Genomic DNA, 19,518 nt, shown 5'->3' with positions numbered 1-19,518 from the left:
GCGAGTGGAAATTGTGCCTTGCCGTTGCGTTACACCAGATCGGGCAAAGTGTCATTCACCCAAATGGGGGACGTGAGCGATTTGCAACGCATATCTGGCGAAGAAATAGCGCGGGACTTTTTGAGGGCGTCGACAGGCGTTTGACAGCGGGAGCCGCCTAATCTCCCTCTGTTTGATGACTTGTGTTTTGGCTGATTGGCGAAGCGGGGCCTTGCGAAAGCGGGCCCCCCTTTTTTGGTTGCAATGCTTGTGCAACGCTCACCGGTCGGCGCGTTGCAGTCTGCTCGGCATAGCCGTCGGCCGCCGGCTTCGGCATGAACACGTAGAGGTCATCGCAGCCGAGACCGCAGCGCTGATGTTCCGCCGGGTGCGTCCAGCGGTGGCAGCTGCGGCCGATGGTGTCGATGAAATCGCGGATCGGCATGTTATGCTGATCCTTGTTGATGCCGCGCTACGTGCGGCGCCGGACTTCCGCCGGGGAAGTCGGATGTGCTAAGTACTTTCCGGTCGGAAGCATCGCGGGTCGCCCTCCATCGAAAATCTCTGAACATTGGGGCGTTGTCGGCATAAGCACATTGAACCATGAAGGAACGCCGGCGCATCGGTCCTGAGAACGAAGTTGTGCAAACCTGCAAATCACATGAGGTTTGCCATGGATTCCGCTCTCGTCGTGATAAGGTGTTGCAGGGCGCCTCTGCCGATAGGCGGCTTTGTTAACCCGTCTTTCGCTCGGGCGAATACAGGCTTCGAACCACTCCCGGTCACAAAGATGACCGGGCGGGAAACAATAGCTCAACAGCATCTCCGTCCGGCTTGCTCAAGGTGGGATTATGAAAACACCGTGGAAATTCCTTGCCCAACTGACGTCGCGGCGACCGTCGGCGAAAGCGCAACAGAGTTCGATCGGGAATAGCGCCGATCCCAAGGCTTTCGAGAGCGAAGCGGAGCATACGCCCGCACTTCGGCTGAGTTTGAGGATCGCTGCCAGCCCACCCGCTCATGATGAGGAAGTCTCGGTTGATCAGGCGTCAATGGCATCGGAGTCGATGGCATCGGATAAGGCGAAAGAAGATGACGATGTCGCGCAGGCGCTAACACAGGCGATTGATGCTGAAGAGGCTCAAGCAACTGCGCGTCATGACGTCGACCATTCAGGTGCCGAAGCGAATTCATTGGTTCCAAAAAGCGCGGCAAGCACAAGGTCGCATGACAAACCGCGGGTCAGGCGTCTACGTGGTAAGAGCGCCAACGGCGGGTCGACTGCGCAGAGCGCCGTCGCCGCAAAGCCCCAGCAAAGCGTGCAGCCCTCGTCTTCACGGGACTTGTTCTTCCATGAAGCGGCAACACTCGATGAAGAAATCAAAACGCTGAGGATTCACCTCGCTCAAAAGCTTCAGCTGCAGAACGGTCAGCTTAAGAAGATGCTCGAGCGGTTCGACGTATCGTGAGCTTGGCGGCGCTCCCGATAAGCGTGCACTTGCGTCATCCTTACCTGGCGGCGAAGGCCTCGCCGCCGCCACTCACTTAAAAGAGTGCGAGAGCCTGCTGATCAGGCAGCATCAATCGGCTCAGTGTACTCGCCGCTGGGCGCGCTGCACTCTCAGGACAGCCCCGCGACAATGCTCAAGCCCAGGTCGTCGCGAACCCATGCTTGAAACTTATAGGCTGATCTCAGGCGCAGTATTTTGCGTGTCCAAAGTGCGTCGGTTGGAAAAGCGGAAGTAGAGGGCCAAGCAACTGAGTTGACGACCGTGCTTGCCGTGACGGCGGCATGATCTCTAGGAGGAGGTGCCCTGCGCATCCATACCGTTCGCGCTCGTGCCGAACCGTAAGGGTCGCCTCGATCGTCAAGTTGGGCGCTAGTGGCAAGCCAGGGCGCCGTTTATTTCACATGAGAGCGGGGAGCCTCAGCGTCGATCGTCAGCCAGGAACCAGCAAATTCAACGATCCGTAAAGCAGAACCATGATGGTTGTGTTGACTCTGTGGTGCACTCAGCCGAAAACAGACGATCACTAAAGGAGGGAAATGCTGATGGCTGACGAGAGTAATGCGGCACCAGTTGCTGTGGCTGGGGCGACGGACGCAGAAGTGAAAGCACCAACGGCTAAGAAGCAGAGGTCGCCACGGCCTCCGAAGGCGGCTGCCGAACCGGCGCAAGCTACATCAAAGGCGGCGGCCGCTAAACGCAGAGGGTATTCCGATCAAGAGAAGAGCGAGAAGCTCAAGCTGATCGAGAGGCAAGTCACCGAAGGCAGCACGCTTAAGGACGCTATCAAGAGCGCCGCCATATCGGAGCAGACCTACTATCAGTGGAAAGGTGCTGCCAAGCCCGTGGAAAAAAAGGCCACGAAGGTTACCAAGCCCGTTACGGCCGGCGATGAGTTGGCAGATCTTGTCCAGCTCGAAGAGGAAAACCAGAGGCTCCGCAAGCAACTGGCGGAGAAGCTGCGCGCCGAAAATGCCGAACTGCGCAAGAGGCTCGGTCTCGACTAACAAGGACCGGAAATGCGCGGGGGACAGTCTCTTCGGCGTCCTCCCGTGTTGCGCCAGACGCTTTTATCCCTATTTGGCATTGTCGCGGCAAACGAAAGCCCTGCTGTTCCCCGCACTTGTCGGGTGGAAGGCGTGCCGGCTGCGAGGCTGGCGAGCGGTTGAAGCGCGCGAGGAAGGGCTGTATTGGTGCGCCTGCAGGAACGCAGCGCGCCAATCGGCGTTTCAATTTTTCACGGTGCTTGGGATTGGAAGTAGATGAAGACGCCACAACGGAGATTCGTTGTTGAATTCAAGTCGGGGCGACGCCAGCCAAAAGCCCAGACAAGCTCAATCTGGGGAGACACAGATCTCAAGGCTTTGTCCCGCGAAGCGGAAGATACGGCGCCGCATCTGTTCGACTCAAATGAAGCACCTGTAACGCGGGCCTCAGCTAAAGCTCGGCCGGCTGATCCGCTCAATGCAGAGTCTGTCAGCGTACGCGCCGACTATGTCGACGGTGCACTAGCAGCGATAGTCTCTGCCGACGGCGTAGAGGTCGGTGTCTCGAAGCACAATGAGGCCGATCATCCGGCCGAAGCGGTTGTGCAAGCGCAGGAAAGCCAACCGCCATCACCGCCGCGAACGACATCAGCGGGCACTCCTCGAAAGCGCGCCAAGCGCGCCGCCGCCCAGACGATCGCGCACAACTCGAAGCGTGGCTACGAGGGTCGAAAGGCGGAAGCCAGGCCTATCGACAATCCGATCTCGCTCGACGAGCTTGCAGCCCTGGAAGCAGAGAACAAGCGTCTGAAGAGGTTGCTGGCCGAACAGCTTCGTGCACAGAACGTCCGGCTTAAGGAGATGCTCGAACGCTTTGATGCCGAATAGCGAGGTGGCACCGGGTCGGGGCAATGAAACCCGCTGAGGTGCAAGTTCCGCGGACAGCCTGCGCGAGCTGCGCTACCCGATGCCACCCCGGTTCTGGCACCTTTCACTACTGAGAGCTTGGGTGTGAGACGATTTGCTAAGCCGGACGGAACGTGGAGGTCGGCACCTGGAGTGCAGCGGCGATGCGCCTGAGCCTGCCGGGATCGACATCAGCACCCAGTTCAATCCTTGTGATTTCGGCGCCAGTGAGGCCGCAGGTCAGGGAGAGGTCCTCGACGCTATATCCCACGGCCTCGCGAGATTGCTTGACAGCGAAACCTATATCGACGCGGCCTCGGCACGTGCCAGCGTCCAGGTTGATGGTAGCCTTTGTCATGAAATGACTCCTTCGATAATGCGCCAGGAGCGCGCGCTCTTTTCCAAAAGGAAACCTGCAGCCACAAATATGTCGGCTGGCAGGATCATTGATGTTGCACCGCAATATAGTTCCAAGATATCGCGGTTACAAGGCACCCGCCAGGTGGCGTTCCGCGCACGCCTTGATCCGCGGGATCTATCCACCTCTGGAATTCTCCGTGGACAGGGAGTTAGCCTAAAGGCGGGGGATATCGGAACCCGAAATTGACCGGGCGAAGGCTTCGCGGATTCGTGGCTAAAGACGTTTCCTGTTTTCCCATGGGCAATACCAAACATTCATGCTAATTCATTGTGCACTGCAGCAAGCCCGACGACGTTCACCATGCCGACCGAACAAAAACGCAAATCACCATCCGCGCTGTTTCGCTATCTCTCGGAACGATGGCCCGGTACCTTCGATGCGAAAGAGCCGAAGCCGCTCAAGATCGGCATTCGTGGAGACATTCGGGCGCTTGATAGCGGATTGTCCGACGAGGATCTGAATAGGGCGCTCCGCGCCTATACCCGAAGGGACAAATACCTGGCCCAATTACGCACGGGCGTGACGCGTGTTGATCTCAACGGTGATGCCGCGGGGGAAGTGACGGAAGCAGACGCGGCAACGGCCAAGGCGTGGTTGCAGGCTCGTTTCGGCATGGCAGACACGACGCAGTTGCCCCAGCCAGAAGAGCTGGCAGCGTTGGCGAAACCGAATCCCATGCTCGACAGCAAGGCGAAACTTTCGCCCAGTAAGCCTCAGGGGTTTATCGTCGAGACGAAGCGCCGCCGCTTACCCAGCCGCCGCTTTGGTCCCTGACATTTCGTCGAGCGAACTCTGAACGAACTGGGCAGATGCTCCGTTGTGGGGCGCTGCGGAAAAAACAAGGACAACTATCTGTTCTTCGTCGAGATCGGCAAGGCGGAGATCCACGCTCGGGATCTGTCGCGGTCATCTTGGGAACAAGATTAATGCCGCGGCTGTGCCTCATGGCGCAACTTCCACTCGGGGCGGTGCTCGCTGCAGAACCAGTTCGGCTCGCCTCTGCCTGCCGCGAAACCGAAACTGCCCCATTTCGAGCAGCCGGGGTGCTCGCAGTAGTGAACGTAGAGCTCCATGTCCCGGCGTGGTTTGGCCGCCGCGTTGGTTTCGTCACTCATCGGAAGCGACACCTCGTGGTTCTGAGCTATGGCCGCCGGCATCGGCTTCAAGGCTCGAATTCCGCCGGCCGGCGCCGAACTGCTGCTCAAACGCCTCGTTCCAATTCGGATGGCACGAAGCGCTGACGTGTTTCAAACGCTCGAAATGGTATCGTTGCAGCAAGGCGGACGAGATCACCCGGGCCATTTCCTTGCGGGCGCATTCCGCTTTCAGCCGATCACGGTCACAGGCAGCGCGTCGCAGTTCGAGCGGAACGGCGTAAAGCGTCCGCGCCAGGTAGGGCGCGATCTGCGGATGCCGCAGCACTGTCTCGACGTCGAAGATCGCAAAGGCGCCGAAGGAATCGGCAATGGTGGTCGCGAGTTCCGGAATGCCGCGCGCCTCGACTGGTCGGCGATACTGGTCGAGACCGGCATAGGCTCGTCTTTGATGCGGTCGCAGGGTGGCGAGATCGACCGCGATCGCGGCTTCGATCTCATCTTCAAGGGTTCGCATGCTGCGCGCCTTTCTGGCTAAAGAGCCTCTCAATAATGGATTGGCGCGCCGCATCCGCCGAGGAATGTTCCTATTATGTTCTCATCATCCCGATTGTCAATGCGACGGTTTGCTGGAGACGTGCGTTAATCGTCGATGACCAGAGCACCATCGAAGAATACCGCAGATCTTCCTCCTTCGGATCCGATGCCGGCGCGCGTCGACCCATGCCTGGCGATCCTCGTCGACAAGCCACCGACGGGGGCCGACTGGGTCTTCGAGGTAAAATGGGACGGCTATCGGCTCGCCGTCCATGTCGAGCCGGGTCGCGTGCGGATCATCACGCGGGGCGGCTACGATTGGACCGACCGCTTCCCGACGATCGCCGATGACGCGCGCCGGCTGAAAATGGCAACCGCCATTTTCGATGGTGAGGCGGTCGTGCTCGACGACCAAGGCAGGGCGGACTTCGGCATGCTTCAGCGGGCACTCGGCCGCCGGCCATCGGCCTATGAAGCCGGGGCGATCGTCCTCTACGTCTTCGACCTCCTCTATCTCAACGGTCGTGACCTGCGCCGGCTGCCGCTCCGCGAACGCCGACGGCAACTGGAGCCGCTCATGGCCGGTGGGGAAGGTGCGATCCGCTTGTCAGAAGAAGTCGAGGCCGACGGGGAAGAATTCCTTCGGATCGCCTGCGAGCACGGTCTCGAAGGCATTGTTGCCAAGCGAATCGACAGACCTTATCGGTCCGGCCGGGCCGGCCACTGGCAAAAGATCAAATGCGTTCGCAGCGACAGCTTCGTGATTGTCGGCTACGAGCCCTCGACGATGCCAGGCGCCGTCGGCCGGCTGCTGCTGGCGGCGAGAAAGGGGGAAGGGCTTCAGTATGTCGGTGGCTGCGGGACGGGCTGGAGCTATCAGGAAGCGGTGACGCTTCGTGGGCTCCTCGATGGCCTTGCGACCAAAGCAGCGGCCGTCAAGTTGCAGCGCAAGGGCGCCGTGTTCACTGAGCCGCTGCTTATCGCCGAGGTCGAGTATCGCGCCTGGACGGAGGACGGCAAACTGCGGCATCCGTCTTTCAAGGGGATCAGGGAACGGGCCGACGATGCCGGGGTGTTTGCATTTTGAATGGATGCACGCCGAGAAATTCGCTGTCACACGCTCGCTCGTAAGTTTCGTCACCCTCTACAGGTGATAGGCAGATGATAGCAGGGGATATGAGCTTCAATCAGCTGCCGACGGCAACGCGCCACCCGGACTCGTTTGGAGGCCTGCTCTCCGCGATGGCAAGCGTCTTCAGCAACTCGATGTGGCGCACCGGTAGATGGTGAAGAGCCTTGCGGCGGGGGCTTCCGCTTCTTCGCCTCCCGAGGGATGCTCTTCGAGCAACACGGCAACCACCCAAGGGTCGAGGTCACCGCGCCCATCCTTGGCGGTTACACAGCCGCTGAAGTAGTTCCTCAGGAAGGCGCCCGATGAAAATGCCGGCAGGATTTATGCCCTGCGGTATCGCTGCCGATCGGGATCTCACAGTGTCCGTTCCAAGAGGATTTTCAGTGTCCTGATGACGTCGGCCGCATCCACCAGAGCATCCCTGACCTCTTCCGCCGAAAGGTCACGAGCCCTCTCCGATGATATCCGGAGATCGATCAGGACATCTCGTGCATGATGGGCGTCTTCAGCGCCAGTTTGCTCGCGCATGTCGCGGATGGTGTCTATCGAGCGGTCAAGGAGCCGGCTTATCTCATAGTGTGTCAGCTGGCCGGGCACATTCGCCGCCCTGATCAGCTCTGCGATGAAATCGGTCGTGAGGCTCATCGTACTGCAGCAAGTTGCTCTTGGTGGAATCTGTACAGTGCGAGTCCTCGGCAATCAGCCCCTGGTCTGTGGGGGACTCGCCCAACTCATAGCTGGGCAGTCGAGTCTCAAGCCCAACCGACGTGCTCGCGCTTCGCCAGCTTCAGGAAAAGGCCGAACCAGAAGCGGTACTCCGGCGTGTCGACGCCGCGGTACGATTCAAGAGCGCAGTAGGCGACCGATGTCGTGGCGTCTTTGCCGTGCTCATCCACCGCTGCGTCGATAGCATCTTCTTCAGTCAGGTCTCGCCAGTCGATCATTGGCTGTCCTTCTTTGTCGACATGCTCGCATATGATCCGCCAAGCTCGGGCCTCCCATCAGCCGAACTTCAGGCCTATCTTCTTGCGAACAGGAGTGGAGGCTTCAGCGGGCACTGATGCAGATTTCCTTCCCAGCCCCGTCGCACGCGCGAGTTCCGCGCGCTGTCGGGCATAGTTCGGAGCTGTCATCGGGTAGTCGGCTGGAAGCTCCCACTTTTCGCGATACTGCTCGGGTGTCAGACCGTAGCTCGCCATGAGGTGGCGCCTCAGCGATTTGAATTTCTTGCCGTCCTCCAGGCATATGATGAAGTCATCTGTCACGGATTTCTTGATCGGAACGGCGGGGCGTTGCTCCTCGATGTTAGGCTGGGTTCTGGATGGTCGAGAACTTCCCAGCGACTCGTAGGTTTGCTGGATAAGATGGGAGAGTTCGCTTGCGGGGATGACATTGCGGCTCAAATAGGCGGACACAATGCGGCTGGTGAGCTCAAGTCTCCGTTCCTTTATCTCTGAGGGCGATTCCGTCAATGTTCTTCTCCGCAGCATTTCCCAATTGTAATCTCGTGCGTGTAAGAAGCAGGTATTTCGGTCGGAAGGAAGGCGGCGCTCGAGAAAGGCGATAACTATCGACAGTTTTGACGTTTCTTGTTCTTCATTTCTGACGTCCTTGCGGATTTGAAACCGCAGAGTCTCTCGAGTTTTCTGTGGTGATTGCCTATTGGCTTTCGCCGAAGTTCACCGGCATCCTTTTGGCGCGGCGAGGTAAGCATCGACTTCAGAGATCAAGAGCGCGGCAGGGGCTTGTACCCGCGCGCTCGCTTCTGGCGAGCCAAGAAAAGGAAGTGTCCAATCGCCTGACGCTCATCCTTGAACAGATCTACGCGTTCTTTGCCTCGGGTGCCGATCCGGCCCCAGTGGCGGACGAGCGAAGCGCCGCCGAAGAGATCCGGCTCGATCGACATTGTGTAATAGCGCGCCATGTTCTTGGTCGCGTCAATTCGCTGAATATGCAGGCGGAACCAGTGCTGGGTCATGCTTGCGAGCTTGGCCGTTCGAGGATTCGCCGTCCAATGACATTTCTGAATCGATCTCGCTGACCGATTCGAGAATTTGATGCGGCGCTCGAAAGTCGGCGGCGCTCGCAACCATTGCGACAAAGCGCGAATTTTCGATGGCACTTTGGCCGCGACAGTTGTGCTGAGAAAAGTTCCGGGCCGCTCCCGTTTTCCACTCCGCCTTTGGGCGGAGCGAAGCAGGCGGAGGCCTGAACGCGCTCTCACATTGCGCCGAAGAGAAGGCCGAAGCCTGTGGTAAACGGGGGTGGGGCGGCTGCCGTTTTTTTCTGGCCGTACCGACCAGCTTGAAGGACGGCCGCTTAGCTGCCTTCACTCACGCTGGTGGCAACAGCTTCCGCCGCTTGTTCGCCTGGCATCATGCGTTTCAGAAGCCGGATCAGATCGTGCATGGTGTCGGGCGGCAATCCTTCGATAAGCTTCATCAATGTCAGGCGATCCTCTGCTTCTTCCGGCGTCTTGCCCCACAAGTGCGGCGCTGTGTCAAAGATCATATCGAGGGGCATAAAGCCCATGATCTCACAGAGATGAATCAGCCGCGGGACCGACATCCGAGCTTCTGAGCCTCGCTCGTACCGGCTGTAAACAGACACCGAGAGTCCTAGCAAATGCGCTAAATCGGCGCGCGAGATGCCTTTCGTCTCGCGCGTTTTCTTGAGCCAGGCGGAGATCTTTTCATCCATCTCCTTTGCGGTAAGGGTGCCGTCGAAACCCGACTGGCGGAAGACCGGCCTATCAAATTCCGGATCGGCTACTTCAACCAAACCTCGTGCGCTCATTAAGCTGACTGCATCCGTCACTCGACCTTACCCTTTCTGTAAATACCGTTCCGCAGCGACCACTATGCACCACATTGAAGTACTTTGGACCATGGTCTCCTAAGAATCACAGCGATTTTCCCTAACTTTTTGGGGGAAGTTGCGAGCGCAAGCTTGTTGCAGAGATGGATCAAAATGCTTCAGCACGCCCGAGTATCGAGCTATGAACTTCGCGCTTAGAATGGCGAAGCAGCCGTGAAAAATAATTACTTCGCGGCTATCATCTTCCAGTCGCCGTCTTTGCGTTGAAAAACCGCCTCGATGCGCGTTTCGACCTCGATCCACTTGAGGTGCGCGGAAAGCTCGCAAGCGATCTCCGGATCCGCAATTCGGATGCAACGATTGACGATCACTTTTGATCCGTTGCCATGCTTACTTATATCCCATTTGGATAGTCCGAAGAGCTGGACTTTGGCCTGATCGTCGGTCGGCCAAGTAGCATTTTCGGGTACGGCTCTCCGAATATCCAATCGAGGCAAATTGCTTTCTGAAAAGTGCCCCGTACCGGCGGTCGAGAGGCCGAGATGGGGAGCAATATATACGCCGAGGACGCAGCCAACGGCCACGCCAAGGAGGAAGCCGCGGCCTAACATCGGTTAATAGCCGTTATCTTTGAGGAACTGATCGATAGCGGCCTTCATGATGAGCGTCATCTTGACGTCATTCTCTATCGAGGCCTTTTGCAGCCGCATCTTCGTGTCGTAATCCAGGGGGCAGTTGACATAGTGCTTGGACTCCCGATCGCGCGCCCTCTTCAGGTCGCGCAAGCGAACTCTCGAATCCTCTCGCTGCAATGCTCGCGCGGTGGCCCGTTCGCGCCGAGCTTCTTGTGTCGGGGCGATCAGACGATTAGCCGGCTGATCAGTCTCAGGGCCGAGCAGTGCAGGCTCTTGAGGCTGATCTGCATTCCTGGTTTCTGTCGACAGCTCAGCCAGTTTCGTTGCTGAGTCTGCCGGTATCGCAGCTTGCTCCACTGAGCGGCTGCGACGCGGCGCGACTGCAAAGTCGGAGACGGTCGTTTGACCCTTAGCCATTCGCTGCTACCTCTTTCTCGCCAGCCAAAAGCGCTTCGCTGTCCCGAACCAGGTTCATCACTTCCACTCTCGCTTTTTTCACCGACTCTGTGAGCTCGAGCATTTGAACCGTCCCATAGCCGTTTCGAATTTCGCGATAGCAATTTCGCTCCATTAGCTCGGTCTTGAGCAGATAGGAGTCGTAGCCCCCTTCCTGCAGGTTCTGCACGAACGGCCTGATCAGGCGGTAGGCTTCCAGCAGTTTCGCCGGCATGGTGATCCTCGTGACGACGTTGGCGTGGGGGATTAACCGCCCTACCTTGTCGGATATATCGGCCGTGTCGGCCGCGGCCTGTCCTGCCGCCTTGATCTCGTCCTGGTTCGGCTGGATCGGCGTCAGCACAATATCGGAGCCCGCGATGATCGTGTCCCTTAGGACGGTGTCCTGGCCGGGCGAGTCCATCAAAACGACGTCGAACTTATTCGCCTCGTTCTCCAAGAGCTGCTGAACGGTGGTCTGGCGCGCGGCGGTTATGAGCTCAATGTTGGCAGGCAGGTTGTCCTTTGCTTCACAGCGCTTCCACCATTCCTGCAGATTTTGGCGGCCGTCTGCATCGATGAGAAGCACACGCTTCCCCTGAAGCGCATACTCCCCGGCGATCAAGATTGCTGCTGTTGTCTTCCCAGCCCCACCTTTGCCGCTCACGGCAGAAATAAATAGTGGCAAGCGTCGCAACTCCCTTTGCTGGTCCAAAGTCATTCCGGCAGTTCGTCGCGGACCAACGGAGCGTCCACGTCGCACTTGCACACGATGCGAGCAATCGCCCGTTACGAAGTGGAATCATTGCACTACCGCCCCGTGTAGTCAATCGAGCCAACTAAACCCCCGATACAGGATGTGAACAATTTTCCACATGATGAGAAAGCATTTCGCATCCGCCATTTAGACACATGATGTGGAAAGGTCGTGCTGCTAACTCGTGTGAAATATCAACATGACATTGGCATGGTGACGGACGGCTGTTTCATTCGGCGGCGTTCGGTGCAGCGTCAACCTAAACGCTCCGCCCGATCAGTGAACCCCGGAGCCGCGTAAGGCTTTGACGCTCGAAACGGAAGCGGCAAGGGCGGAGAGCGGAGCGTCCCTTGCCGCTGAGTACGAGGGGCAGACAAAGGCCTTCAAAAGCGGATTTCTGAGGTGAACCCTGGTGAGCGTTCCTCGTTCTATGACCGGGGCGAAGTCCCGGTCCGCAAAGCAGAGGCCGAGAGTAGCGAGGGCAGCTCGAGGTTGTTTTGGTTGAATTCCCCCTACAATTTGGAGGGGCAGGATACGGAAAAATGTGCTACGCCCTTTTCCTGCAATCGAGGGACGAGCCCTCGATCATCTGACGCAAGCGCCAGTAGGGGGCCAACGGCCAAATGGATGACGGGAAATTCAACGCTCTTCTCGAGCCGACGAAGAAGGATCGCACTTTGCATGTGCGCGTCACGGGTGACGAGCATGCGGCGATCGAGAAGGCCGCCGAGGATGCCGACATGACGGTATCCAGCTTTTTCCGGTCGCTGCTTCTGGAGGGGGCGGGGGTTCGGCCGATGTTGACCGGCGATGACCGCCTGGTCATGGCGGCTCTGCTCGAAGACATGCGGATGATCGGGATCAACCTGAATCAAGTCGCGAGGGCGCTCAACAGCGGCCGTGGTGTCCACCCAAGCGAATTGGACATCAACCTTGAGAACGTGCAGCGGGTTCAAGCGGCCGTGATGAGCGAGCTGCGTGCTCTGACCCGGCGAGCTGGTTATCAGCGTCGAGGGGAGAAGTAGCCCTTGGAAATCTTCTTTGGCGCATTCACCAGCGAATGGGAGCAGCGGCGCGCAGCGCTGCTGCACGAAATGTCGTCTGGCGGGCGAGGCGCTTCGGCCGAAGAAGAGATGCGAAAGCGCCTGAAGCAGTTGGCTCAACTCGGCGCTGCAGTTGGCGGCGGAGGCTCAAGTGGCGCACCCGGTGGACGTGGATCTGCATCGAAGGGCAGGGCGGGTCCTCGAGCGCAGGTGGCGACGGGCGCCCGACCGATGGAGGTGCGGCTAGCGGCCGTCGCAAAGGGAAGTCAGCCGGCAGTCGTCAAAATGGCTTCTTATGGCGGCGGTGCTCGCGTCGGTGCGATGCTGAATTACGTGTCGCGCGGGGGCGAGCTGAAGGTGGAGAATGAAAGCGGCAGGATCCTCGAGGGGCGGGAGGAATTGGCGCGCATCCGTGGCGATTGGGACCACCTTTTTCAGAACCGGGCAGAAAGCCGCGATATTGGGAGTTTTTCCGTCGAAATCGCTGCGTCCGGCTTTGCATCGGACGAGGCATTGCACGAGCAGGTGAGGAGCACCCTGACGAGCGGCTTTGGCGACCGGCGCTATGCCTATGCGATCGCGAAAAATGACGGCGGCTCCGTGACCGTTCAGGGGCTTGTCGTATTGCGAAGCGGGCAGGGGGAGCGGCTAACGGGCGACGTGAAGGCGGCCGGCATCATCCAGGGTCGATACGACGCCAGCGCGGCCGCGGGCGAGGCTGCGGCGAAGTTCTCGTTTCATGGCTACGGAAATGGCGTCGAGTTCGGCGCCAGCCGCTTGCGCGGGCTGGTCGATCGGCATGACGACGTTCGAGACGATCGCGGCCAGTCGATAGCGAATGAGAAGGTCGCGGGCGACCTGGTGCAGAAGGAGTGGCGCGGCGAGCTCCACAGCCGCAAGAGCCGCGACGTGATGCACGTCATCATGTCGGCTCGGGCCGGAACCGACGTTGCCGCATTCGAAGGCGCTGTTCGCGACTTCCTGGCGCATCAGTTTGCTGGGCATCGGTATGTCTTCGCCATGCACGATCCTGCCAGCGACCCGAAAGAGGCGGGGGAGGGGGGAAAGCGTCCGCATGTGCATGCCCATGCGATCGTGGCGATGAAATCGGATTCCGGTGATCGCATCGAGACGACGCCTGCCGTGTTTCGCGAATGGCGATCCGTCATGGCAGAGACGGCGCGGGAGCACGGCATTGAGATGGAAATGACCGACCGGCGCGAGTTTGCCGCCCCGCCGGCATTCACGCGCACCCAGGTCCGGCCGGTGAGCCGCGAAGGCCGCACAGAGCATGTCGGGACGAGCGAGGCTGCGCAGGCGCGATACGACGCCAAGCGTAGCGGCCGACGCACGATCGCAAAGAGCGACCGGAGCCGACAGTACATCATAAAGGTGCAGGAATCGTGGCAGAGGGTCGCCCTTGCGGGTGCCGACCGCCAAGTCGCGGCCTATGCCGCGCAGCATCGAGAATACTTAGAATTTGGGCTTTCGACAGCACAAACGGAGACGAGCGGAACTGTCATTCGCGCGGATTTTGGATCGAACTTCCGCATCAATTTGGCTACATTGCAGGAGATGGTTTTGGAGGGTCAGGAATTGCGCGAAATGTCACGAGCAGAGTTTGAGACCTACGAGAAGAAGGTCGAGACGGCCTTGTTCAAGTTGGAGCGGTCGGTCTCGGCGGACGATCAGGCGGACTTTGACGAAGTAGCCGGCCTGGCCCGAGATTTCGTCAATCAGAAGCGTGAGCTGGTGGACCTTTACGAGCAGCGCAAAGAGGCATTGGCGGAGCAAGGTGGCGAATCGCTTCGCAGCGAGCCGCGTGATCCGGTCAACGACGAGTGGGACGCTGCGGTCGCCAAGCACGGCGAGGCTGTTGTTGAGGCCGGCAACGAGGCCATTATCGAAATCGAGCACTACCGAGAGGGACTTGATCGGATCGAGGCTGGCGAGTTTTCGGCCGACCGCAAAGACGGGATGCAAGCCGGCCTTCATCAGGCGATGGAGAGGGCTGCGCAATTGGCCGTCGAAGGAAACAGCTACCTGCGAGAAGTTGCCGAGCAGGACCAGGACTTGCGAGGGGCCATCGATCGCGCGGAAAAACAAGCCGAAGTGCAGGACCGACAGAATGACGGGCGCGCAGACGTCATTAAGGCAGTGCAGACGGTCATAGCCGAGCGGATTGACCGCCTGAATGAGCGTTTGAGCGACATTTCAGAGGACAGCTATGCGACCCGAAACGAGGTATCTGCCGAACGGCAATTCCTCGCGGATATGAATGGGCAACTCGATAAGCTTGGACCAGGGGATGTTCTCGATCTCTCGCGGACGGAAACCGACTACGGCTATGATGAAGAGGAAGCCGCTTCCGATCGGGAGAGTGGCGTCGATTGCGTGCCATCGATCGAGAGGGATCGGCAAGAGCACGAAAGTCACATCGACAGTGTTGCTCCGCAGTTGGAGCAACTGAGAGCTTATGGCGTGACGATCAACACGGACTTCAAGATAGCAGCGCCGCCGCCCCAAAGGGATTTCGACGCCTATATGAACGAGCTGGCGAAAGAGTTTGCGGAAGCAGAGCCCGACCTCGACGATACGCGCGAAGCTCACGAGTTGGCGTCCGCAGTCGATGCTACAAATCGCCTAGAAGATCGTCTAAATAAGGATAAGGAAGCCGCCCAGCGCAGCGGAGAAACGACACGGACAGACCCCGCCCAACAGCATATTCCTCGTCTCGAGGAGCTGGAGCGCGAACAGATGCAACAGAGGGAACGCGACCGCGACGACCGGGACCGTTAAGAGGCAATGCGAGATCACCGTCACGAATACATCTATGACAGTACCGATCCCAAGGCCAATGAAGGGCTCGGAACCGTCATGGGCGCGCTTATCGTTTTTGTTGGTTTCCTTGCCGTGTTGCAAGTCGCACTGGATACAGTTTCCGCCTGGTATCGTGACACGATGGTTTGGCTAAACGACACAGCAAGCTATCTTGCCGACTTCTGGCCATTTTAAGGGCTCAGCTCTATTTCGAGATCGGCGTCAATCGTACCATTCCTAGTGCAGACCTGACGCCTTTGGGTGGAATGGACTAAGCCGCTCGCGCGGCAATGGCGCTTGTTGCTGGCGGTGCGTTTCCTGATCGACGGCGGTTCTTTGTGTCTCGAGTTCCTGGCCTGACGATTGAGGCTTCTCAATCTAATGGACAGGGGGGTCCCATGACAGAGGAGAAGACTACCCGGCTGCGTGAGCGGATGATCGAGGACATGCACATCCGCGGGATGGGCGACAAGGCGCAGAAAGGCCACATCCGGGCGATCAAGGATTTCGCGGCCTTTCTGGGGCGCTCACCCGACACGGCGACGCCGGAGGAGTTGCGGGCCTATCAGCTACACATGACCAATGCCGGGGTAACGCCCTCGACATTCAATGTCCGGATCATCGCGCTCAGGTTCTTTTTCGCGGTCACCTGCGGGCGCGAGGAGATGAAGCGGTACATGCAGTTCCAACGTAAGCGTCCGGTGAAGCAGTCTTGGAGAATTTGCCCAGTGCGCTGAAGTTACGTCGCTAATTCCGTAGTTAGCGACGTAGCCAAGGGTGAACTTATGGGGCGAGTTGAGATTCTGACGGGCGTCGAGCGCCGCCGTGTCTGGACGCACGAGGACAAGCTTCGGATTCTTGACGAGGTGGAGACGAGCGGCTCTGGCATCGCCGAGATTGCCCGCCGGCACGACATTCTCCCGCAGCAAATCTACACCTGGCGCAAGAAGCTTGGCCGAGATAACAGGCCGCCGGGTGGATCAGGCGTGACGTTGTTGCCGGTGGCGCTGATCGGGTCGAATGCGGATGGCGAAACGGATCGAGCCGCGCCAGCAGAATGGCTCGCACCAAAACGATCGGCAAAACCGTCGCGCATCGAGATCGGCTGCAAAATGTGGCCGCATCCTGAAGGTCGATGCCTCGATCGCGCCGGAAACACTGAAGGCCCTGATCCGGTCGGTGGAAGAAGCATGATGGGACCGGGTGCGAATGCGCGCGTCTATCTCGCCTGCGGGGTGACCGACATGCGCAAGGGGATCGACGGACTGACGGCACTTGTGCAGACGGCGCTGCGGCAAAAGCCGGCGTCCGGATCGGTGTTCGTCTTTCGCGGGCGTCGCGGCAACCGGATCAAGCTTCTGTTCTGGGATGGCCAGGGCTTCTGCCTCTATTACAAGGTCCTGGAGAAAGGCCGCTTCCCGTGGCCCTCGGTTGCCGATGGCACGGCCCGTCTGACGGCGGCGCAACTGGCGATGCTTTGGGAAGGAATCGACTGGCGGCGGCCGTCCTGGACGTCTGCGCCGACGCGTGTCGCATAGGATAAAAATCCAATCTTTCCATTGCGATAGCTGGTGAGCTGAGGCCAAATCAGCTATACGTTCCGGCCATGGGACAGCGCCTTGCCGACTTGCCGGATGACGTCGAAAGCCTGCGCGCGATCATCGCCGCACAGGCCGAGGAACTGGCGCGTCAAAGCCAGAAACTGCGCTCGCGCGACACTTTGATCGAGAAGCTGAAGGCCCAGCTTGCCGTTCTGCGACGGGCTCGCTTCGGTGCCTCGTCGGAGAAGATCGAACGTTCGATCGAGCAGCTTGAGCTGGCGCTGGAAGACATTGAAGCCGCGGACGCGGAGGTCGAGAGCTCGGTCCGTTCTACCTCAGGCGGCCGAGAGAAGGCGAAACCGAGCCGCCAGCCATTGCCAGATCATCTGCCGCGACAGGAGATCGTGCACCAGGCGGCTTGCGCCTGCCCCGTCTGCGGTGGTTCCGACTTCATCCGCAACGGCGAGGCCGTCACCGAGGTGCTCGACTATGTTCCGGCCTCCTTCCGGGTGGTGCGCCATGTGCAGCCGCGCTTCACCTGCAAGGGCTGCGACAACGACGTCAAGGCAACGATGCCGTCCTTGCCGATCGAGCGCGGCAAACCGGGACCGGGGTTGGTCGCGCATGTGCTCACCGCCAAATATTGCGATCATCTTCCGCTCTACCGGCAGTCGGAGATTTATGCGCGGGAAGGCGTCGATCTTTCCCGCTCGACCATGGCCGATTGGGTTGGAAAGGCCAGTGCGCTGCTCGAGCCGCTCGTCGCGAAACTACGCACGCACGTCTTCGCCGCCAGCCGCCTGCATGGCGACGACACGCCTGTTCCGGTGCTGGAGCCTGGCAGGGGCAAGACGAAGACCGGACGACTGTGGACCTATGTCCGCGATGGTCGCCCCTGGGGCGACGAGACGCCGCCCGCCGTCTCCTACTTCTACAGTCCGGATCGCAAGGGCGAGCATCCGAAGACCCACCTTGCAAGCTTCTCGGGCACGTTGCATGCCGATGGCTATGCCGGGTTCCGCGACCTCTACGAGCCAACCAAACCCGACGAACCCGCCGCCATCCAAGAGGCGGCCTGTTGGGCGCATGTCCGCCGCAAGTTCTTCGACCTGACCACCAACCTCGGAACCCATCCGATCGCCGAAGAAACGCTCGTGCGGATCGGCGACCTCTACGACTCGAGAATGCGATCCGCGGAGCACCGCCGGACAGGCGCAAGACTGTCCGGCAGAGCCAGGCTAAGCCGAAGATCGAGGCGCTACGTCGGTGGTGGGACAAGATGCTTTCGGAACTGCCGCGCTCGAGCAGCACGGCCGAGGCGATCCGCTATGCGATTACCCGCTGGGCGTCGCTCTGCCGCTTCCTCGACGACGGCACCATCGAGATCGACAACAACGCCGCCGAGCGGGCGATCCGGCCGATCGCGATCGGCCGCAAGAACTGGTTGTTCGCCGGATCGGACAAGGGCGGCGAGCGTGCCGCGGCGATCCTGTCGCTCATCCAATCCGCAAAGCTCAACGGTCTCGATCCCGAGGCCTATCTTCGCGACGTCCTCACGCGCATCGCCGACCATCCGATCAATAGGATCGATGAACTGCTCCCGTGGAGCATGCGGCATCAAGATCGATAGTATCTGTCGCGGCGGTACTAGATCACTCGCTGCGCGACGGGCGTCCTTTCAATATCAGGACCAGCAAGGCAACACCAAAGGCGGTAACGAAGGCAGCCCCCAAGCCACCAATTAGCGTCAGGGTGTAGAATGCGAAAGGTTCTTCTTTGGCGGTTGCGATGACCGCCCCGCGATTGCGGAATTCGCCGGCAATGATCGCCTTGATAACCCCATAGAGATACCCTGGCCCCATAGCCGCCAGACCGATAGCAGCGAGGATTTTCCTGAGGCGGGGAAACGGCGGCCCGGAGAGATGAAACGCGAAATTACGGACCCAATCCCGTAAAAAGCGCACTATACCTTTTCCAACTCTTGACAGCATCCCCCGACGTAGTGAGCGACGGTCACCTCGGAGCGCTTCGACCTCTCGGAGTTTATTCAGTAGCCGTTTTGTTGTTCTGGGCATTCGCCGATGTTGGCTGTTTTGACGCGATCAAACTGCAAGTTATCGCACGAGCCGTTTCGGTAAAGTAAAGGCGGGCCGTGAGCGCGAAGCTGCCTCACCGGACGCTTACGTTCCAACGCAAGCCGCAGAAGCTGCCGGTCGTCTTGAGCGTCGAGGAGGTCGCCGACCTGCTCGCNGTCTTGAGCGTCGAGGAGGTCGCCGACCTGCTCGCCGCGGCTCCCGGGCCCGGGCTGAAGTATCGTGCGGCGCTCAGCATCAGCTATGGCGCCGGGCTGCGGGCTTCGGAGGTGTGCCACCTGAAGGTCACCGACATCGACAGCGAGCGCATGTTGATCCACGTCGAAGAAGGCAAGGGCGGCAAGGATCGCAAGGCCATGCTATCGCCGGGCTTGCTGGATCTGCTGCGCGATTACTGGCGGGAGGCGCGTCCGCGGGGATGGTTGTTTCCCGGCAAGCCGAAGATCAATCCGATCTCGCCGCGCCAGCTCAACCGGGCCTTCACCGCGGCCAAGCACATGGCGGGCATCGCCAAGCCCGCGACGCTGCATACCCTGCGCCACAGCTTCGCCACGCATCTGCTGGAGGCGAACACCGACGTGCGGGTGATCCAGGTTCTGCTCGGTCATGCCAAGCTGAGCACCACCGCCCGCTACACCCACGTCGCCACCAAGTTGATCCGCGACACCATCAGCCCGTTCGAGCGCCTGAAGCAGTTGGAGGATCTGACCCTGAGGCGTCGGCTGGAATGAAGCGCGTGCCGGGGTGTCCCGGCAAAAGCTGGAGGTCGCTGACATCTTCCGAGCCTATGGTCCTGCGTGGCGGCGAGCCAATG

General features: G+C 59.7%; 25 protein-coding genes and 2 pseudogenes. 14 read left to right on the top strand and 13 right to left on the bottom strand.

Annotation, left to right across the window (positions count from 1 at the left end; translation table 11 throughout):
* Window positions 1-157 precede the first annotated feature (157 nt).
* On the bottom strand, window positions 158-424 hold the full coding sequence (locus tag ATC00_RS32810; RefSeq protein ID WP_064254096.1) for a hypothetical protein: 267 nt from the start codon (window positions 422-424) through the stop codon (window positions 158-160).
* Between the two features lie 406 nt (window positions 425-830).
* Here ATC00_RS32810 and ATC00_RS20075 point away from each other — a divergent pair, with 406 nt between their 5' ends.
* The 3 genes from ATC00_RS20075 (at window position 831) to ATC00_RS20065 (ending at window position 3,361) form a co-directional block, all read left to right on the top strand.
* Window positions 831-1,448, top strand: coding sequence for a hypothetical protein (locus ATC00_RS20075; RefSeq protein WP_064254095.1), 618 nt, complete (start codon window positions 831-833; stop codon window positions 1,446-1,448).
* A 584-nt stretch (window positions 1,449-2,032) separates the two neighbouring features.
* Entirely contained in the window at window positions 2,033-2,494 is a 462-nt protein-coding gene (locus ATC00_RS20070) for a transposase (RefSeq protein ID WP_064254099.1), read from the top strand.
* Between the two features lie 255 nt (window positions 2,495-2,749).
* On the top strand, window positions 2,750-3,361 hold the full coding sequence (locus tag ATC00_RS20065; protein WP_064254094.1) for a hypothetical protein: 612 nt from the start codon (window positions 2,750-2,752) through the stop codon (window positions 3,359-3,361).
* Window positions 3,362-3,497: 136 nt separating this feature from the next.
* Here ATC00_RS20065 and ATC00_RS20060 read toward each other — a convergent pair whose 3' ends face one another.
* Window positions 3,498-3,737 carry a helix-turn-helix domain-containing protein gene (locus tag ATC00_RS20060; RefSeq protein WP_064254093.1) on the bottom strand — a complete coding sequence of 80 codons (240 nt, stop codon included), beginning with the start codon at window positions 3,735-3,737 and terminating at the stop codon, window positions 3,498-3,500.
* Between the two features lie 363 nt (window positions 3,738-4,100).
* Here ATC00_RS20060 and ATC00_RS20055 point away from each other — a divergent pair, with 363 nt between their 5' ends.
* The gene (locus ATC00_RS20055; protein ID WP_064254092.1) at window positions 4,101-4,574 is read left to right on the top strand and encodes a ProQ/FINO family protein; all 474 of its coding nucleotides are present in this window, start codon (window positions 4,101-4,103) and stop codon (window positions 4,572-4,574) included.
* Window positions 4,575-4,723: 149 nt separating this feature from the next.
* On the opposite strand, the gene ATC00_RS31330 is transcribed toward ATC00_RS20055, so the two are convergent.
* Together ATC00_RS31330 and ATC00_RS31325 are read right to left on the bottom strand one after the other, a co-directional pair.
* Entirely contained in the window at window positions 4,724-4,915 is a 192-nt protein-coding gene (locus ATC00_RS31330; RefSeq protein ID WP_072642847.1) for a hypothetical protein, read from the bottom strand.
* Complete coding sequence (locus ATC00_RS31325) at window positions 4,908-5,411, bottom strand: hypothetical protein (RefSeq protein ID WP_072642848.1); 504 nt, start codon at window positions 5,409-5,411, stop codon at window positions 4,908-4,910. Before ATC00_RS31325 ends, ATC00_RS31330 begins: the two co-directional genes overlap by 8 nt.
* Window positions 5,412-5,546: 135 nt before the next feature.
* On the opposite strand from ATC00_RS31325, the gene ligD reads away from it, so the two are divergent.
* The gene (ligD, locus tag ATC00_RS20045) at window positions 5,547-6,518 is read left to right on the top strand and encodes a non-homologous end-joining DNA ligase (RefSeq protein ID WP_064254090.1); all 972 of its coding nucleotides are present in this window, start codon (window positions 5,547-5,549) and stop codon (window positions 6,516-6,518) included.
* A 399-nt stretch (window positions 6,519-6,917) separates the two neighbouring features.
* On the opposite strand, the gene ATC00_RS20040 is transcribed toward ligD, so the two are convergent.
* From ATC00_RS20040 to ATC00_RS20005, 8 genes are all read right to left on the bottom strand, one after another.
* A complete protein-coding gene (locus ATC00_RS20040; protein WP_064254089.1) occupies window positions 6,918-7,208 on the bottom strand; it encodes a hypothetical protein in 291 nt (96 codons plus the stop codon).
* A 107-nt stretch (window positions 7,209-7,315) separates the two neighbouring features.
* Window positions 7,316-7,507 carry a hypothetical protein gene (locus tag ATC00_RS20035; RefSeq protein WP_064254088.1) on the bottom strand — a complete coding sequence of 64 codons (192 nt, stop codon included), beginning with the start codon at window positions 7,505-7,507 and terminating at the stop codon, window positions 7,316-7,318.
* Window positions 7,508-7,564: 57 nt separating this feature from the next.
* A complete protein-coding gene (locus ATC00_RS20030; protein WP_064254087.1) occupies window positions 7,565-8,035 on the bottom strand; it encodes a Ros/MucR family transcriptional regulator in 471 nt (156 codons plus the stop codon).
* A gap of 254 nt (window positions 8,036-8,289) precedes the next feature.
* Window positions 8,290-8,541, bottom strand: a complete 252-nt coding sequence (locus ATC00_RS20025; protein WP_064254098.1) for a WGR domain-containing protein — start codon at window positions 8,539-8,541, stop codon at window positions 8,290-8,292.
* Window positions 8,542-8,882: 341 nt separating this feature from the next.
* On the bottom strand, window positions 8,883-9,359 hold the full coding sequence (locus ATC00_RS20020) for a helix-turn-helix transcriptional regulator (RefSeq protein WP_064254086.1): 477 nt from the start codon (window positions 9,357-9,359) through the stop codon (window positions 8,883-8,885).
* Between the two features lie 245 nt (window positions 9,360-9,604).
* Complete coding sequence (locus tag ATC00_RS20015) at window positions 9,605-9,991, bottom strand: hypothetical protein (protein ID WP_064254085.1); 387 nt, start codon at window positions 9,989-9,991, stop codon at window positions 9,605-9,607.
* 3 nt (window positions 9,992-9,994) lie between these two features.
* Window positions 9,995-10,432, bottom strand: coding sequence for a hypothetical protein (locus ATC00_RS33615; protein ID WP_153045253.1), 438 nt, complete (start codon window positions 10,430-10,432; stop codon window positions 9,995-9,997).
* On the bottom strand, window positions 10,425-11,138 hold the full coding sequence (locus tag ATC00_RS20005; protein WP_082912449.1) for a ParA family protein: 714 nt from the start codon (window positions 11,136-11,138) through the stop codon (window positions 10,425-10,427). The genes ATC00_RS33615 and ATC00_RS20005 overlap by 8 nt, the downstream gene beginning before the upstream one ends.
* Window positions 11,139-11,830: 692 nt before the next feature.
* Between ATC00_RS20005 and ATC00_RS20000 the strand changes: the two genes are divergently transcribed.
* The 7 genes and pseudogenes from ATC00_RS20000 (at window position 11,831) to ATC00_RS34090 (ending at window position 18,241) form a co-directional block, all read left to right on the top strand.
* Complete coding sequence (locus tag ATC00_RS20000; RefSeq protein ID WP_064254084.1) at window positions 11,831-12,232, top strand: plasmid mobilization protein; 402 nt, start codon at window positions 11,831-11,833, stop codon at window positions 12,230-12,232.
* Window positions 12,233-12,235: 3 nt separating this feature from the next.
* Window positions 12,236-15,049: a hypothetical protein gene (locus ATC00_RS19995; protein WP_064254083.1), complete on the top strand. Its 2,814-nt coding sequence runs from the start codon at window positions 12,236-12,238 to the stop codon at window positions 15,047-15,049.
* Between the two features lie 78 nt (window positions 15,050-15,127).
* A complete protein-coding gene (locus ATC00_RS19990) occupies window positions 15,128-15,265 on the top strand; it encodes a hypothetical protein (protein WP_234782368.1) in 138 nt (45 codons plus the stop codon).
* Window positions 15,266-15,468: 203 nt separating this feature from the next.
* Window positions 15,469-15,807 carry a site-specific integrase gene (locus ATC00_RS19985; RefSeq protein WP_064254082.1) on the top strand — a complete coding sequence of 113 codons (339 nt, stop codon included), beginning with the start codon at window positions 15,469-15,471 and terminating at the stop codon, window positions 15,805-15,807.
* Between the two features lie 48 nt (window positions 15,808-15,855).
* A complete protein-coding gene (gene tnpB / locus ATC00_RS32235) occupies window positions 15,856-16,608 on the top strand; it encodes an IS66 family insertion sequence element accessory protein TnpB (RefSeq protein WP_153045252.1) in 753 nt (250 codons plus the stop codon).
* A gap of 68 nt (window positions 16,609-16,676) precedes the next feature.
* Window positions 16,677-18,025 (top strand): annotated as a pseudogene (gene tnpC / locus ATC00_RS19970) (IS66 family transposase); the annotation flags it as partial.
* Between the two features lie 30 nt (window positions 18,026-18,055).
* Window positions 18,056-18,241 (top strand): transposase domain-containing protein, encoded by a 186-nt coding sequence (locus ATC00_RS34090; RefSeq protein ID WP_412458400.1) that lies wholly within the window; start codon window positions 18,056-18,058, stop codon window positions 18,239-18,241.
* Between the two features lie 22 nt (window positions 18,242-18,263).
* Here the strand turns inward: ATC00_RS34090 and ATC00_RS19965 are convergent, their stop codons facing one another.
* Window positions 18,264-18,575, bottom strand: a complete 312-nt coding sequence (locus tag ATC00_RS19965; protein WP_234782367.1) for a hypothetical protein — start codon at window positions 18,573-18,575, stop codon at window positions 18,264-18,266.
* 221 nt (window positions 18,576-18,796) lie between these two features.
* Between ATC00_RS19965 and ATC00_RS34085 the strand changes: the two are divergent.
* A pseudogene (locus ATC00_RS34085) lies at window positions 18,797-18,861 on the top strand (tyrosine-type recombinase/integrase); the annotation flags it as partial.
* Between the two features lies 1 nt (window position 18,862).
* Window positions 18,863-19,435, top strand: a 573-nt coding sequence (locus ATC00_RS19960) for a tyrosine-type recombinase/integrase (protein WP_234782366.1), incomplete at its 5' end; no start/stop codon positions are given.
* Window positions 19,436-19,518: the final 83 nt, after the last annotated feature.

The organism is Sinorhizobium americanum (assembly GCF_001651855.1).
GTDB classification, from domain to species: domain Bacteria; phylum Pseudomonadota; class Alphaproteobacteria; order Rhizobiales; family Rhizobiaceae; genus Sinorhizobium; species Sinorhizobium americanum.
This window is presented reverse-complemented; position numbering and strand designations above follow the sequence as displayed.